Below are 15,553 nucleotides of genomic sequence, written 5' to 3'. Positions count from 1 at the left end.
CTGTCGGAATGTGATGTGGACATGCGCCGTTACCGCTTCGTCGCCAGTACAAGATGTGGACTTTGAGAGGCTCACGTGCGCTAATTTGCGCGCACGGCGGCCGTTCCCGTGTCGTGTACGAAGGATCGGGGAACTCCATGGATCGAGAGAACATAACGATGAATAAATTTCTGGCGGGCGCATTGGCGCTCGGTGTGGTGATTGCGTTTTCGGCTCCGTTGAACAGTTGGGCGGCGAAAAAGCAGAGCGGTACGCCGGCCTGGATGAATGCCGATGGTGAAGTGATCAAGTCGTCCGACGTCGAGGCCGGCTATGGCGAGACGGTCAAGGGCGTCAACGATTACGAGGGCGAGATCACCGGCAAGCCTGCGCCGGGCAGCAAGTTCACCCAGTTGCAGATCGGCATGCCGATGAAGCAGGTGACCGATCTGATCGGGCAGCCGAATGACCAGGGTTCGTACGTGACTGGCAAGGCGTTCATTCCGTTTTTCTTCGGCGGCGACCGTTACCGGTACGAGATGGCCTACAAGGGCCAGGGCCGTCTGGTCTTCGCTGGCAAGTCGATGGATACCGGCGGCAACTTGATCTGGATCATCCACAACAAGAACGACAGCGGCTACCGCGAATAAGTTTGAAACGCCCGGTTCTCCGGGCGTTTTTTTGGGCGCGCTTGCGTACGTGCAGCCATTGCGTCCCGGAGCTGCTGACGTCATCGCGTCGCAGAGATTTCCCCCCGGCTTGGCTGCCCAGACGCGTCCTGAGCCTGTATGGTTCGCGCATTCGGCCGGATGCCGACTCAGGGGGTTGCTGCGTTGGAAACGATGATCGGGCTGGTAGTACTGTTTCTGCTTGCGTTGCCGGTGGGATTGGTGATCGCACTGGTGTGGATTGCCGGGTTGCGGCGACGCGTGGATTCGCTGGAGCAGCGGCTTGCGCAGTGGCAGGCCAGTGGGGCGGGGGCCGCAGATGCGGCAGCAGTGCATACCCCAATGCCAACGCCTTTCAGGACGTGGGAGCCGCAGCAAGACGCATCCGATGTCGGTGTGTCTACATTTGGCGAACCCGACTCGCCTCGCGCAGCAGACCTGCAAGCTGCACCGGTGTCTGTCGTGACGATGCCGCCATCATTGCCGGCAGAAGCTCCAGCGTCTTCGGCAGCGCGTAGCGCTGGCGATGCGCCGACTTCGTCCACTGCGCCTGCGCAGGCTGAGCCACAGCCACAGCAGCAATCGCAATACATCCCATCCGAACCCGGCCCGATCGCGCGCGCAGCCAGCGCAGTGAAGCGCTGGTTCACCGAAGGCAATGTGCCGGTCAAGGTCGGCATGCTGGTGTTGCTGGCCGGTGTGGCGTCGTTGTTGAAGTACGCCAGCGACCAGGGCTGGATGCGCATGCCGGTCGAGCTGCGGCTGGCCGGGATCAGCGTGCTCGCATTGGCCGGCCTGGTCTTCGGCTGGAAGCAGCGGCTGCAGCGCCCGGGCTTTGCGTTGGCCTTGCAGGGCGGCGCCATCGGCGGCTTGTTGCTTACCGTGTTCGCTGCCTTCAAGTTGTATGGACTGTTGGGCGCCAGCCTGGCGATGGGCATCAGCGTGGTGCTGATTGCCGGCATGTGCGTGCTGGCGGTGGTGCAGGATTCGCGCACGCTGGCGGTGCTCGGTGTATTGGCCGGCTTCCTCGCGCCGATCTGGCTATCCACCGGCAGCGGCAATCATGTTGCACTGTTCTCGTATTACGCCGTGCTCAACGCCGGCATCGTGGCGATCGCCTGGACGCGTCCGTGGCGGGTGCTGAACCTGCTCGGATTCGCCTTCACCTTCGGCATCGGCACGCTGTGGGGCGCGCTGCAATACAGCCCGGCAAAATTCGCCAGTACCGAGCCGTTCCTGCTGTTGTTCTTCGCCATGTATGTGGCGATTCCGGTGCTGCATGCGCGCCGCGGCGATGGCAGTGCAGGCAAGGTCATCGACGGCAGCCTGTTGTTCGGCACACCGCTGGTGGCGTTCGCGTTGCAGGCGCGTCTGTTGGAAGGCGATCGGTTGCCGCTGGCCTTGTGCGCGCTGGCCGTGGCGGTGCTGTACGCGGGTCTGGCGAGCTGGCTGCTGCGACGTGCCTCCACGCGCTTGCTGGGCGAAGCACACGCGATGCTGGCGGTGGGCTTTGCAACGCTGGCGGTGCCGTTGGCATTGTCGGCGCGTGCCACCGCCAGCGTGTTCGCACTCGAAGGTGTGGGCTTGTTGTGGTTGGGCTTGCGGCAGCAGCGACGCATCTCGCAGTTCAGCGGTGTGGCGCTGCAGTTGTTTGCGGCGGTCGGCGTCGCCTTCGGCGTGGATGCGTGGCGTTACGACGTGTTGGCCATTGCAAATGCCACCTGCATGAGCACCTTGCTGCTTGCCATTGCCGGCTGCGCCAGTGCCTGGTTCCTGCGCGATGCAGGGCAGCCACGGCGTGCACTGGTTGCGTATCTGTGGGGGCTGGGCTGGTGGACGTTCTGCGGCGTGCACGAGATCTTCAGTTTTGCTGGCGATCTGCGCAGCGAACCGGATCTGCTGCTGGGCTTTATCGCGCTTACGCTGTGGATGGCGGCCGAAGTCCATCGTCGTCGCCCGGCAACGGCGTTAGTGTGGACGGTGATGTCCGGGCTGGCGCTGGCCGTGCCGCTGGCACTGTGGCAGAGCCATGCGCATACCCAGCCGTTCGCGCATTGGGGCGCGTTGGCGTGGTTGGCGTTTGCGTTGGCCGGTGCGCGTGCGCTGTGGTGCTTGCGCATGCAGCACGGTGCCGGCGCTGTGGCCGCGCAGTTCATCTGGTGGTTGCTGTGGCCGTTGGTGGTGTCGTTGGGCGCGGCCTGGTTGGCCGATGCCTTCGTGCTCGCCAATGGTTGGCGTTGCGCCTTGCTCGCCTCGCCCTGGCTTGCTGTGGCGGCCGTGGGTCTGCTGCGTTGGCCGTGGCTGGCGTGGCCGCAGGGGGCAAGCTTCGATCCTGCGCGCAATGCCTTGCTGAGTTGCGTATTCGCGGTGCTGGGCATCGGCTGGTTGATCGTATTGCTGGATCCGGTGAGCGCCGCGCCATTGCCGTGGTTGCCCGTGTTCAATCCGGCCGAGCTGGCGCAACTGGCCGTGCTGGCCTTGCTTGCCCGTTGGGCATGGTCTGCGCAAGCGCCGTTGGCCTTGCAACGGTGGCGTGTGACGGCGCTGGGCGTGCTGGGCTGGGTGTTGATCACCGGCAGCACCTTGCACAGCGTGCATCACTGGGGGGGCGTGGCGTGGGATGCGTCCTTGATCAACGCCACCTTGTCGCAGACCAGTCTGACCATCGTGTGGAGCGTGCTGGGCGTGCTGGGCTGGGTGATCGGCTCGCGTCGCGGTCAACGCGGTCTGTGGTTGGGTGGGGCGTTGTTGATGGGTCTGGTATTGGCCAAGCTGGTCCTGGTCGATCGCCAGCATCTGGGCAACTTGCTCGGCATCGGCTCGTTCATGGCCTATGGCCTGTTGTGCACCGTGGTGGGCTATCTGGCACCGGCGCCGCCGCGTCAGGCGGTTGCTGAAGAACCTGCTGTCGCAGACGATGGCGTCGAAAAGGATCAGGCATGAAAGCGAGGCAATGGGGATGGCTGCTGCTGGTCCCGCTGATGGCGCAGGCGGCCGATGTGCGCCAGGACTATCGTCAGCAATGGCCGTTGCAGGTCGCCGGCTCGGATGCCGGCATGTACCAGCTGAGCTTGAACGATGCGCTCTATCGCAGCGCAGATGACGCAGCGCTGCGCGATGTCACGGTGATCGATGCGCGCGGCGAAGAGGTGCCAACTGCATTACTCGCCGTGGACGCAGCGCCAGCCGTCGCGCCACGCCGGCAGCGCTTGCCGTTGTTTGCGCTACCGGCGGGTGCGGCGCCTGCCAACGGCGATCTGCAGCTGATCGCCGAGCGCGATGCCAGTGGCGCGGTGCGCCGGCTGGAAGGCCGTTTTGCCACCGGCACATCGGTAGCTGCGGGCGCCGGCGGCAGCTGGCTGATCGATGCCAGCGCATTGCGCGATCGCGTGCGCGCGCTGTGGCTGGATTGGGACGGCAATATGCCGGTGCAGGCCCAACTGCGTGTGGAAGGCAGCGACGATCTGCGCGACTGGCGCGTGCTCGCCTCCGACGCCACCGTGATGGCGCTGGACAATCAGGCGCAGCGTCTGCAGCAACGGCGCATCGCATTGGACGAGGGCGCTCGTTATCTGCGCATCGTGCCGGTGTCGGGCGAGCTGCCGGCCTTGCGTGTGGTCGATGCGGAGCTGGACGGCATCGCCGCGCTCACCCACTCGGAATGGCTGGAGCTGCCGGGCACTGCGCAGGACGCAGCCGTGGTGTACGTCCTGCCGGGGCGCTTTCCGATCACCCAGATCGATGTCGGCGGCGGTCAGGCCGAAGCGGTCGAATGGATCGTGGAAAGCCGGGATGCCGACGATGCGCCGTGGCAGCGTCGGGCCGGGCCGTGGTTGGCCTATCGTCTGGGTAATGGCGCTGCGGCCGCCTCGCCGCCGCAAGTGCTGTCCGCACCGGTGCGCGACCGTCAGTGGCGGCTGCTCGCCGCACAAGGGCGCAGCACCGCAGTGCCGACCCTGCGTGTGGGCTACCAGCCGGAGCGAGTGATGTTTCTCGCGCAGGGCCAGCCGCCGTACGCAGTGGTTGCCGGCAGCGCGCGCGTGCAACGCGGTGAAGCGCCGCTGGCCTCGATGCTGCAGGCGCTACGTCGCGAACGTGGTGCGCAGTGGCAACCGGCCCAGGCCAGCGTCGCCGCGCAGGCACAGCCGCTGGCTGGCGATGCAGCATTGCAGCCGGCCACCACGCCGCGCGACTGGAAGCGCTGGTTGCTCTGGGGCCTGCTGGTCGGTGGCGCCTTGCTGGTCGGCGGTTTCGCAGTGAGTGTGCTGCGTAGCTCGGCGGCCAATCGCAACGCCTGATAACGAGGTGCGCCGCACTGCGGTTTGCCGCTGCGGCGCGAAGGTCCGACAATGGGCGTCCCCCGTCGCCAAGGCATCCGCATTGCCCGTCGTCTTCGACCGACCATCTTCCGCGTCGCCAGCCCTGTTGGCAGCGACATGCGTGACAGGCAATGTGCGATCCCCTGCGATCCGCACGCGGGCGCAACGACAGCGTGCAGCTGCTGCTTCAACGCGTCTGCAAATGCATGGCATCCAGCGCGCCCGCAGCCCGCTCCTGCATTACCAATCTCCAATCCCCTCTCCCGAATCCCCAGACCTAGCGAGCTGACCCCATGTCCATTGTCCGCATGACCGACCTCGATCTCTCCGGCAAGCGCGTGCTGATCCGCCAGGATCTCAACGTGCCGATCGACAACGGCCAGATCACCTCCGAACAGCGCATCACCGCCTCGGTGCCCACCATCAAGCTGGCGCTGGAAAAGGGCGCTGCAGTGATGGTGACGTCGCACCTGGGCCGCCCCAAGGAAGGCAGCTGGACCGAAGAAGATTCGCTGGCGCCGGTGGCCGCGCGCTTGAGCGCGCTGCTGGGCGTGGACGTGCCGCTGGTGCGTGACTGGATCGACGGGGTCGAGGTGGCGCCGGGCCAGGTGGTGCTGCTGGAAAATTGCCGCATGAATGTCGGCGAGGGCAAGGACGACGAGACCCTGTCGCGCAAGTACGCCGCGCTATGCGATGTGTTCGTCATGGACGCCTTCGGTACCGCCCATCGCGCGCAGGCCTCCACGCATGGGGTGATCCGTTTTGCCCCGGTGGCCGCTGGCGGCCCGCTGCTGATGGCCGAACTCGATGCGCTGGCCAAGGCGCTGGACAACCCGGCCAAGCCGCTGCTGGCGATCGTGGCCGGCAGCAAGGTCTCCACCAAGCTGGAGCTGCTGTCCAACCTGGTCAACAAGGTCGACCAGCTGATCGTCGGTGGCGGCATCGCCAACACCTTCATCGCCGCAGCCGGCCATGACGTGGGCAAGTCCTTGAACGAGCCGGACCTGATTCCCACCGCCAACCAGATCGTGGCCGATGCCAAGCTGCGCGGCGCGGAGATTCCGTTGCCCACCGATGTGGTGGTTGCCAAGCAGTTCCTGCCCGATGCGCAGGCCACCGTGAAGTCGCTCGATGCCGTGGAGGCCGACGATCTGATTCTGGATATCGGCCCGCAGACCGCCAAGCGCTACGCCGAGCTGATCGCCAGCGCCGGCACCGTGGTGTGGAACGGGCCGGTTGGCGTGTTCGAATTCGAGCCCTTCAGCCACGGCACCGAAACCCTGGCGCGTGCGATCGCCAGCTCCAGGGCATTCTCGATTGCCGGTGGTGGCGACACCCTGGCCGCCGTGGACAAGTACGACATCGCCAAGGACGTCACCTACATCTCCACCGGCGGCGGCGCGTTCCTGGAGTTCCTGGAAGGTAAGACCCTGCCGGCGGTGGCCGCACTCGAGGCGCGCGGTAAGTGAGTGCAGCCACGCTGTTCTTCGATCTGGACGGCACCCTGGTCGATTCGGAGCCGGGCATCGTCGGTAGCATCGTGCATGCCTTCGACGAGGTGGGCCAGCCGCGTCCGTCGCCGCAGACCCTGCGCGCCTGGATCGGCCCGCCGCTGCGCGACAGTTTCACGGAGTGCTTTCCGGATGATCCGGAGCTGGTGCAGCGCACCTTGGCCGCCTACCGCGCGCGCTACGACGCGGTGGGCTGGACCGAACTCAGCGTGTTCGACGGTATCGGTGAGGTCGTCATCGACTTGCAGCGCGCCGGCCATCGCCTGGCCGTCGTAACCTCCAAGAACGAGCGCTACGCACGCCGTATCGTCGAGCATCTGCCCTTCGGTACGTGCTTCGAGAACGTGATCGGCGCCAGCGAAGACGGCGAGCGCCGCTTCAAGCCGGACCTGATCGCCGAAGCATTACGCCGTTTGCAGATCGAAAAAACCGGCTGCGTGATGATCGGCGACCGCCGCATGGATATCGATGGCGCCACTCACCACGGTATCCACAGCATCGGCGTGTTGTGGGGCTTCGGCGACGAAGCCGAACTGCGCGCCGCCGGTGCCGGTGCGATCGCACACAACCCGGCCGAGTTGCATGCATTGATCGACGCAAATCATTGACGCTTGAAAAGTCTGTTCTTCACCGCCGCCGCGTTAGGGTGGCAGCCCACAGTTTCAGCCCGCAGCGCGTCAGCGTGGTGCGGAAAGCGTACGTACTGTCCCGCACTGTCTTCAGGACATGCCGGAATGCAAGGGTGGCTATGCCGCAATGCCATCCTTGGTACGTGACGCGTGTGTTAAGTTTCGCGGCTTTTACAGGGAGGCCATCATGAAAGAACGTCAACGCCGCACCAAGATCCTCGCAACGCTCGGACCGGCCACGGATCCGCCCGGTGTGCTGGACGCTTTGTTCAAGGCGGGCGTCAACGTGGTGCGCCTCAATTTCAGCCACGGCGATCCGTCCGGCCAGGCCAAGCGTGCGGCCGAAGTACGCGCCGCTGCAGTACGTGTCGGTGCCGAGGTCGGCATCCTGGCCGACCTGCCCGGCCCGAAGATCCGCGTCGAGCGCTTTGCCGAAGGCAAGATCAAGCTGACCACCGGCGCACGCTTCGACCTGGTGGCCGACCCCAATGCACCTGCGGGCGACCAGAATCAGGTCGGCGTCAGCTACCTGGGTCTGCCGCAGGACGTGGCCGCAGGCGATGTGCTGCTGCTCGACGATGGCCTGGTGCAGCTGCAGGTCACCGAAGTGCAGGGCCAGCGCATCGTCACCACCGTGCTCAACGATGGCGTGTTGTCCGATCGCAAGGGCTTGAACAAGCAGGGCGGTGGCTTGTCGCTGGGCGCGCTGACCGAGCGCGACAAGGAACTGATCGGCATCGTCGCCAAGATCGGTGTGGACTTCATCGCGGTGTCGTTCTGCCGTAATGCCGAAGACATGAACGATGCACGGCGTATCGCGCGTCAGCACGGTTGCGATGCCGCGCTGGTGTCCAAGATCGAGCGCACCGAAGCGATCGAGAACCTGGTCGAAATCGTCGAAGCCTCCGACGTGGTGATGGTGGCGCGCGGCGATCTGGGGGTGGAAATCGGCGATGCCGAATTGCCGGGCCTGCAGAAGAAGATCATCCGCGAATCGCTGGCGCAGAACAAAGTGGTCATCACCGCCACGCAGATGCTGCAGTCGATGGTGGAAAGCCCGATCCCGACCCGCGCCGAAGTGCTGGACGTGGCCAATGCGGTCATCGACGGCACCGATGCGGTAATGCTCTCGGCCGAAACCGCGGCCGGTGCCTATCCGGTGCGTGCGGTGGAAGCGATGGCGCGCATCTGTCTGGGTGCCGAGCGCCAGTTCGAATTCGACACCGACTTCGAAGCCGCGCAACGCAACCTGCAGCGTGCCGACCAGGCGATCGCGATGGCGACCATGTTCCTGTCCGAGCACATTGGTCTGGCCGGTGTGGTCGCCTTGACCGAATCCGGCGGCACGCCGCGTTACCTGTCGCGCTTCCGCTCCAACATGCCGATCTACGCCTTCACCCGTCACGATGGCGCGCGCCGCCACATGGCGATGATGCGTGGCGTGTTCCCGATCAGCTTCGACAGCCGCGGCCTGACCCCGCGCGAAGCCGCACGTGCGGCGATCCGTCTGCTGGTGGAGAACGAGCGCATGGGGCCTGGCGACCGCGTGGTATTCACCAGCGGCGAGCATATGGAAACCCACGGCGCCACCAATACCTTGCGCCTGCTGGAAGTGGGCGAAGACGGCCGCGCCAGCGGACTGGGCGAGCTGTAGTCACGCCTGTTTTGTGATGACACAGCGCGCGTGCGAAACGCGCGCTGCATGGTGATCGCGAGGACAAACACAACGGCGGCCTGCGGGTCGCCGTTGTGCTGTGTGGCATGTCCGGGTGAGGTTTGTTGCGGAACGTTTGCGCATGCAAGACGCCAGACAAGACCCATGCGCGCATCCGCCCGATGCGCGGCCACCGGCATCGTCGGCATGCGTGCACATCGCGATGCGCGCCGCGCCACACATCCTGTCATGCAGGACACGTGTAATCGGTTGCAGACATTCCGTGAAGGAATGTCTGCGACTTTCGTCGCTATACTTTCGTTCTCCCCCGCAGCTGCCACAGGAACTACATGAGCATCGAACAGCTTGCCGAAACCGCCCAGGCCATGGTCGCCCCGGGCAAGGGCATCATCGCCATCGACGAATCGACCAGCACGATCGCCAAGCGTTTTGCCAGCGTCGGCATCGAGAACATCGAAGAAAACCGTCGCGCGTACCGCGAACTGCTGCTGACCACGCCCAAGCTGAGCGACTACATCTCCGGCGCCATCCTGTTCGACGAGACCATCCGTCAGAAGACCAAGGACGGCGTGCCGTTCGCCGAGTACATGACCGCCCACGGCATCATTCCGGGCATCAAGGTCGACAAGGGCGCGCAGCCGCTGGCCGGCATGCCGGGCGAGCTGGTCACCGAAGGCTTGGACGGTCTGCGTGCACGGCTTGAGGAGTACTACACACTGGGCGCGCGTTTCGCCAAGTGGCGTGCGGTCATCAACATCGGTGAAGACATTCCGTCCGGCACCTGCATCGAGGCCAATTCGCATGCGCTGGCGCGGTATGCCGCGCTGTGCCAGGAGCAGGGCCTGGTGCCGATGGTCGAGCCGGAAGTGATCATGGACGGCAGCCACGACATCGAGACCTGCTACGAAGTCACCGAAGCCACGCTGCGTTCGCTGTTCGGCGCACTGTATGAGCAGAATGTCGTGCTCGAAGGCACCATCCTGAAGGCCTCGATGGTCATCTCCGGCAAGGGCTGCGAAGAGCAGGCCGGCATCGAAGAAGTGGCCGAGTCCACCGTGATGTGCCTGAAGTCGACCGTGCCGGCGATCCTGCCGGGCATCGTGTTCCTGTCCGGCGGCCAGAGCGACGAGCAGTCCACCGCGCACCTCAACGAGATGCACCAGCTCGGCAATCTGCCGTGGCCGCTGAGCTTCTCCTACGGCCGTGCGATGCAGCAGGCTGCACTGAAGCTGTGGGCCAAGGACATGACCGGCAACTTCGCCAAGGCGCAGCAGATCATCTATGAGCGCGCCAAGGAAAACGGTCTGGCCGCGCTCGGCAAGTGGAAGGGTTGATCGGTTGACGACGGCTTCAAGGCCGTCGCATCGATAAGACGAAAAAACGCCGGCAGCAATGCCGGCGTTTTTATTTGCCGATCAGGAGCGACAGCGCTGATCGGGCGCGGTGCAAAGCTACACCGTCATACCGCACTGAAGTCGTTGAAAGTCTGTCGGCGGCAGTGATGGCGTTGCACGTCAGTCGCCTTGTCAAAACGCAACGAGCGCCTCGCGGCGCTCGTCACTTCAACCTTTGCATCGCGCCTCAGGCGGCCGCAGTTTCCTGCGCGGCCAATGCCTGCTGATATGCCTTGAAGGTCGCCTCGTTGTAGGCCACCAGCACAATATGCTTGGGCACCTTGTGCGAGCGCTGCCAGTCGCGCGTCTCGGTCACGGCGATACGTGCGGCCTGATACAACGGATATCCATAGATGCCGCAACTGATCGCCGGAAAGGCGATCGAATGCAGCATCATCTGCTCGGCAAGTTTCAGTGACTGCCAGTAGCAATTGGCGAGTTGTTCCGGCTCGTTGTGCTTGCCGTCGCGCCACACCGGGCCGACGGTATGGAACACATGGCGTGCCTTCAGATCGAAGCCGTCGGTGATGCGGATTTCGCCGGTCGGGCAGCGCACGCCCGGACGCACTTGCGGCAATGCTTCGCAGGCTTCCAGCAAACGCGGGCCGGCGGCACGATGGATGGCCCCATCGACGCCACTGCCGCCCAACAACGATTCGTTGGCGGCGTTGACGATGACGTCAACGTCGAGTTCGGTGATGTCGCCTTGCCAGACTTCGATCTTCATAGCGCGATAGTTAAGGGATTTGCATGAGGAACGCGTGATGGGACGCGCGTTGCGGAATAGGCACGCTATCGCCCATTCATCTCACCTGCTGCGACCGCCCGGCGCGCGTATGTCGATGGCACGCATCGATGGCATGCAGCGACTGTGCGAAGGTGCCAATACGATCGATCGGATCAATCGCAACGCAGATGTCACTGACAATCGAGAGCTACAGCCAGCGCCGCACGCGCGCGCAATAGGCGCTGTAATGGCGGCCGAATTCACTGCGCAGACGCGCTTCTTCGAACGGGATGACGTAGAGCTGCAAGGCGAGCCATGGCAGCGGAAGCAACGCAACCGCCCATAGCAGCCCCAGTTGCAGACATAGGCCGATGTAGCTCAGCACCAGCGCCAGATACATCGGGTTGCGGGTGAAGCGATACGGGCCGTCCAGCACCAGCCGCGAGGGATGACCGCTGGGCATGATGGTGGTGCGCTGGCGCGCGAACAGGATGAAGCAGCTCACCGCCAGCGCCAGCCCGAGACCGGCGATGCCGCCGCCGGCCAGTTCGATCCATGCCAACAGGGTTGGCGCAGGTAATGGCAGATCCAACGCGCTTTGCAGCCAGGCACCCAGGCCCAGTGCCAGCGCGAAGTGAGCAGGCGAGGTGATCTTGACCAGCCATGGCGCCCGCGATGCGCGGGTGTCGCTGTGTCCGTACGGCCGGTTGTTCACCACGTTTCTCCCTGCATCACGGCCGCCATCCTAACGTTTCCTTGACATGGACGGGAGTGCGCGGGTGCCGTAGTGCGAGCTGCTCCGCACGCAGCGATCTACAAAGCTTGGCGATGTCCGAGGTATCTGCGGCACCATGCGATCGCATGACACAATCGCATGCCGAGGAAGGCGAGGCCGATGACTGGATTGACCACAAACAAAAAGGCCGCGCTGTGGGCGCGGCCTTGTATGCAGACACAACGCGACGATCAGGGCAGACCGGCAAGCCAATCGTCGTCGGAGCCTTCGTTGATGTCGGCGAACAGCGGCGTGGAAAAATACCGCTCGCCGGTATCGGGCAGCATCGCCAGCACCACGGCGCCGGGCACCGCGCTTTCGGCTACGCGCAATGCAGTGGCGACAGTGGCGCCGCCGGAGATGCCGGTGAAGATGCCTTCCTCGGCGGCCAGGCGACGGGCCACAGTGATCGCATCAGTGTCTTCAACGCTCAGGACTTCATGCGCGACATCGCGATTGAGCACTTCCGGCACGAAGTCCGGGGTCCAGCCCTGGATCTTGTGCGGCTTCCAGTCCTGGCCCTGCAGCAATGCGGCGCCAGCCGGCTCGGTGGCGGTGATGCGCACTTCCGGGCGGGCCACGCGCAGCACTTCGCCCACGCCGGTGAGCGTGCCGCCGGTGCCCCAGCCGGTGACGAAATGGTCCAGCCGGTGGCCGGCGAAGTCGCGCAGGATTTCGGCCGCAGTGGTGTTGCGGTGATAGGCCGGATTGGCCGGGTTGGCGAACTGGCTGGCCAGGAACCAGCCGTGCTGCTCGGCCAGTTCCTTGGCCTTGCGCACCATGCCGCTGCCGCGCTCGGCGGCCGGTGTCAGGATGACCTTGGCGCCATACGCGCGCATCAATTTGCGGCGCTCGATGGAGAAGGTTTCCACCATGGTGGCGACGAATTTGTAGCCGCGTGCGGCGGCCACCATTGCCAGCGCCACGCCGGTATTGCCGGAGGTGGCCTCGACAATGGTGTCGCCGGGCTTGAGCAGGCCGCGCTGCTCGGCGTCCAGGACGATCGCCAGCGCCAGCCGGTCCTTGACCGAGCCGCCCGGATTGAACGCCTCGACCTTGACGTACAGGGTCACGTGCTCGGGCGCGAGGCGATGGAGCTTGACCACCGGGGTACGGCCGATGGTGTCGAGGATGTTGTCGTACAGGGCCATGGGGTCTCCGTCGGAATCAGGCTGCGTGGGCGAGTGTGGGCGCGTCGGGCGTTGCGATGGGTGAGTGCGGGGGCAGCCGGGCGGTCAACGGCGGTGCGCCGAACCAGTGCAGGCTGGCGGCCAGCCCGGCGACTTCGCCCAGAATCAACAAGGCCGGTGCGCGAACGGCGTGCTGCTGTGCGGTGGCGGCCAGGCTGGCGAGGGTGCCGGTGATCACGCGTTGCTGCGGGCGCGAGCCGTTTTCCACCAGCGCGAATGGCGTGGCGGGCGCGCGGCCGGCCTGCAACAGGCGTTGCTGGATGCTGTCCAGGCCTGCCACACCCATGTAGAAGGCCAGGGTCTGGCGTTCCTGGCCGAGCGCCTGCCAGTCCAGCGTGTCCAGCGAATCCTTGCAGTGCGCGGTGATCAGCCGCAGCGATTGCGCGTGGTTGCGGTGGGTGAGCGGAATGCCGGCATAAGCGGCGCAAGCTATCGCAGCGGTGATGCCAGGAACGACCTGAAAAGCGATGCCGTGGTCGCGCAGGAATTCCAGCTCCTCGCCGCCACGGCCGAACACGAACGGGTCGCCGCCTTTCAGCCGCACCACGCGGCGCCCGGCGCGGGCATGTTCGAGCATCAGCGCGTGGATCTGCTCCTGGCGCGTGCTGTGGCCTTGTGCGGCCTTGCCCACTTCCACGCGCAGTGCGTCGCGCCGGGCCAGTTGCAGGATCTGCGGGCTGACCAGGCGATCGTAGAGCAGCACATCGGCCTGGCGCAGTGCGCGCAAGGCATGCCGGGTGAGCAGGCCGGGATCGCCCGGGCCGGCGCCGACCAGGGCCACGCTGCCGGGGGACAGCGTGCCGACTGCGGTACGGGGCGTTGGCGAGGCTACGGGTGTCGCTGCTGAAGCGGCCGGGGTAGCGTCGTGCGTGAGCAGGCGGCGCGCGGTGGCTGCAGCGCGTAGGGCATCGTTGAGTTCGGCTGTCGCGCTGGCGGCGATGCTCAGCCACACCGGTTGGTCGGGCAGTTCCAGCCATGCCGGGTCGAACCGTCCCACCAGCCAGCGCAGCTGCCCGCCCTGCGCCCAATCGCGCAGTTGCGGGGTGGTGAGTTCCGGTGCACCCACCAACGGCAGCGCGCCTGCCTGCAGCAGCCCGGCGGTGGCGCGCTCGGCATCGGCGCCGCCGCCGACCACCAGGACGGCACGGCCACGCAGGTCGGCAATGAGCGGGAACACAGGGAGCACGGCAGGGGCATCGAGAAGGGAGGGCCAGACCGTAACGCCGGCATATAGCCGTCGGAAATGACTTCATACATCCTGAAAATAGCGTTCGGTTATAAGCTGGCCCATAGAACTCCTCTACAGTCGAGTCCCTGTGGCGCCTCGCGCTTTTTTGGATATAAGCCCATGACGCTGACCCAACTTCGTTATCTGGTCGCCATCGCCGATGCCGAGCTGAACATCACGCTGGCCGCTGCGCGTGTGCATGCCACCCAACCCGGTCTGTCCAAGCAGCTCAAACAGCTGGAGGACGAACTGGGCTTTCTGTTGTTCGTGCGCAAGGGGCGCAGCCTGGACGCGGTCACGCCGGCGGGCGTGGAGGTGATCGAGCGTGCGCGTTCGGTGCTGTCGGAAGCCAATAATATCCGCACCTATGCGGCCAACCAGCGCCGCGAGAGCCAGGGCCAGCTGACCCTGACCACCACCCACACCCAGGCGCGCTTCGTGCTGCCGCCGGCGGTGGCGCAGATCAAGCACGCCTACCCGCAGGTGAGCGTGCATCTGCAGCAGGCCGCCGAAAGCGCGGCGCTGGATCTGCTCAGCCAGGGCGATGCGGATATCGCGGTGGTCAGCACCGCCGGTGGCGAGCCGAGCGCCGGCATTGCGGTGCCGCTGTATCGCTGGCGTCGGCTGGTGATCGTGCCGCGCGGTCATCCGCTGGATCAGGCACGCACCGCGCCGGACATGCAGGCCTTATCGCAATATCCGTTGATCAGTTACGAGTCGTCCACGCGGCCAGGTTCGTCGTTGCAGCGGGCATTTGCGCAGGTCGGGCTGGAGCCGAGCATCGCGCTGACCGCGCTGGATGCGGACCTGATCAAGACCTATGTGCGTGCCGGCCTGGGCGTTGGCCTGGTGGCGGAGATGGCGGTCAGCGCCAACGACGAGGATCTGCGCGCCTGGCCAGCGCCGGCGCCCATTGCCGATTGCATCGCCTGGGCGGTGCTGCCGCGCGACCGCGTGCTGCGCGATTACGCGCTGGATCTGGTGCATGTGCTGGCGCCGCAGATCGACAAGCGCGATCTGCGCCGTGTGCTGGATGGCAACCAGGCGCCGAACTGGCCGCTGCCACCGACCTGGGAGTCGCTGACCCAGACCATTACCAGCTGAGCGGCTGGCGACGGCCGCATGAGCGTTGGTTGAGCGGCTATCGAAGGCTGCATGCGTGCAAGTAGCTTCGGATGTTGTCGATGGTTGAAGAAAAAGCGAAGGCCTTGCTTGCCGATCAGCGGCCGCACATAGGCCAATTCCTCAGCCACCGTCTACCGGTTTTGTGAGAGTGCTTCGGTCACTGAGGGGCGCTTGCGCGCGTACCGGCGTGGGACACGCCGCAAGTACGTCCATGTAGGCTCTTACGCGGCATCCATGCCGCGTAAGGTCCCACGCCGGTACGCGCGCAAGCACCTCCGGATATTGTCGGTGGCTGAAGAAAAAGCGGCGACTGGTTAAGTAGCCCTTCTTCGT

At 65.3% G+C, this 15,553-nt stretch carries 12 protein-coding genes; 8 read left to right on the top strand and 4 right to left on the bottom strand.

Annotated features, from left to right (window positions below):
- Window positions 1–158 precede the first annotated feature (158 nt).
- The 7 genes from NMB96_RS00430 (at window position 159) to NMB96_RS00400 (ending at window position 10,115) form a co-directional block, all read left to right on the top strand.
- Window positions 159–629 (top strand): hypothetical protein, encoded by a 471-nt coding sequence (locus tag NMB96_RS00430; protein WP_043889406.1) that lies wholly within the window; start codon window positions 159–161, stop codon window positions 627–629.
- Between the two features lie 183 nt (window positions 630–812).
- Window positions 813–3,590, top strand: a complete 2,778-nt coding sequence (locus tag NMB96_RS00425; RefSeq protein ID WP_255087013.1) for a DUF2339 domain-containing protein — start codon at window positions 813–815, stop codon at window positions 3,588–3,590.
- Window positions 3,587–4,945 carry a DUF3999 domain-containing protein gene (locus NMB96_RS00420; RefSeq protein ID WP_255085888.1) on the top strand — a complete coding sequence of 453 codons (1,359 nt, stop codon included), beginning with the start codon at window positions 3,587–3,589 and terminating at the stop codon, window positions 4,943–4,945. Before NMB96_RS00425 ends, NMB96_RS00420 begins: the two co-directional genes overlap by 4 nt.
- Window positions 4,946–5,259: 314 nt before the next feature.
- Window positions 5,260–6,435: a phosphoglycerate kinase gene (locus tag NMB96_RS00415; RefSeq protein ID WP_023904966.1), complete on the top strand. Its 1,176-nt coding sequence runs from the start codon at window positions 5,260–5,262 to the stop codon at window positions 6,433–6,435.
- On the top strand, window positions 6,432–7,085 hold the full coding sequence (locus tag NMB96_RS00410) for an HAD family hydrolase (RefSeq protein ID WP_255085886.1): 654 nt from the start codon (window positions 6,432–6,434) through the stop codon (window positions 7,083–7,085). The genes NMB96_RS00415 and NMB96_RS00410 overlap by 4 nt, the downstream gene beginning before the upstream one ends.
- Before the next feature lie 208 nt (window positions 7,086–7,293).
- Window positions 7,294–8,760, top strand: coding sequence for a pyruvate kinase (gene pyk / locus NMB96_RS00405; protein WP_043889404.1), 1,467 nt, complete (start codon window positions 7,294–7,296; stop codon window positions 8,758–8,760).
- Window positions 8,761–9,110: 350 nt separating this feature from the next.
- Complete coding sequence (locus NMB96_RS00400; protein WP_006451416.1) at window positions 9,111–10,115, top strand: class I fructose-bisphosphate aldolase; 1,005 nt, start codon at window positions 9,111–9,113, stop codon at window positions 10,113–10,115.
- Between the two features lie 247 nt (window positions 10,116–10,362).
- On the opposite strand, the gene NMB96_RS00395 is transcribed toward NMB96_RS00400, so the two are convergent.
- From NMB96_RS00395 to cobA, 4 genes are all read right to left on the bottom strand, one after another.
- Window positions 10,363–10,902, bottom strand: a complete 540-nt coding sequence (locus NMB96_RS00395) for an O-acetyl-ADP-ribose deacetylase (protein ID WP_205393882.1) — start codon at window positions 10,900–10,902, stop codon at window positions 10,363–10,365.
- 208 nt (window positions 10,903–11,110) lie between these two features.
- A complete protein-coding gene (locus NMB96_RS00390) occupies window positions 11,111–11,617 on the bottom strand; it encodes a methyltransferase family protein (protein ID WP_115040844.1) in 507 nt (168 codons plus the stop codon).
- 251 nt (window positions 11,618–11,868) lie between these two features.
- On the bottom strand, window positions 11,869–12,828 hold the full coding sequence (cysK, locus tag NMB96_RS00385) for a cysteine synthase A (protein WP_023904961.1): 960 nt from the start codon (window positions 12,826–12,828) through the stop codon (window positions 11,869–11,871).
- A gap of 16 nt (window positions 12,829–12,844) precedes the next feature.
- Window positions 12,845–14,053 carry a uroporphyrinogen-III C-methyltransferase gene (cobA, locus tag NMB96_RS00380; protein WP_152025581.1) on the bottom strand — a complete coding sequence of 403 codons (1,209 nt, stop codon included), beginning with the start codon at window positions 14,051–14,053 and terminating at the stop codon, window positions 12,845–12,847.
- A 162-nt stretch (window positions 14,054–14,215) separates the two neighbouring features.
- Between cobA and NMB96_RS00375 the strand changes: the two genes are divergently transcribed.
- Window positions 14,216–15,199 (top strand): LysR family transcriptional regulator, encoded by a 984-nt coding sequence (locus tag NMB96_RS00375; RefSeq protein WP_006451421.1) that lies wholly within the window; start codon window positions 14,216–14,218, stop codon window positions 15,197–15,199.
- Window positions 15,200–15,553: the final 354 nt, after the last annotated feature.

The organism is Xanthomonas hortorum, assembly GCF_024339125.1.
GTDB classification, from domain to species: domain Bacteria; phylum Pseudomonadota; class Gammaproteobacteria; order Xanthomonadales; family Xanthomonadaceae; genus Xanthomonas; species Xanthomonas hortorum.
Note: the sequence above shows the minus strand (reverse complement) of the source record. Positions and strands in the feature narration are given on the sequence as shown.

Coding starts and splice junctions, on each gene's coding strand:
- NMB96_RS00430 (WP_043889406.1), top strand. CDS start 159: ATGAATAAATTTCTGGCGGGCGCATTGGCGCTCGGTGTGGTGATTGCG.
- NMB96_RS00420 (WP_255085888.1), top strand. CDS start 3,587: ATGAAAGCGAGGCAATGGGGATGGCTGCTGCTGGTCCCGCTGATGGCG.
- NMB96_RS00415 (WP_023904966.1), top strand. CDS start 5,260: ATGTCCATTGTCCGCATGACCGACCTCGATCTCTCCGGCAAGCGCGTG.
- pyk (WP_043889404.1), top strand. CDS start 7,294: ATGAAAGAACGTCAACGCCGCACCAAGATCCTCGCAACGCTCGGACCG.
- NMB96_RS00400 (WP_006451416.1), top strand. CDS start 9,111: ATGAGCATCGAACAGCTTGCCGAAACCGCCCAGGCCATGGTCGCCCCG.
- NMB96_RS00395 (WP_205393882.1), bottom strand. CDS start 10,902: ATGAAGATCGAAGTCTGGCAAGGCGACATCACCGAACTCGACGTTGAC.
- cysK (WP_023904961.1), bottom strand. CDS start 12,828: ATGGCCCTGTACGACAACATCCTCGACACCATCGGCCGTACCCCGGTG.
- NMB96_RS00375 (WP_006451421.1), top strand. CDS start 14,216: ATGACGCTGACCCAACTTCGTTATCTGGTCGCCATCGCCGATGCCGAG.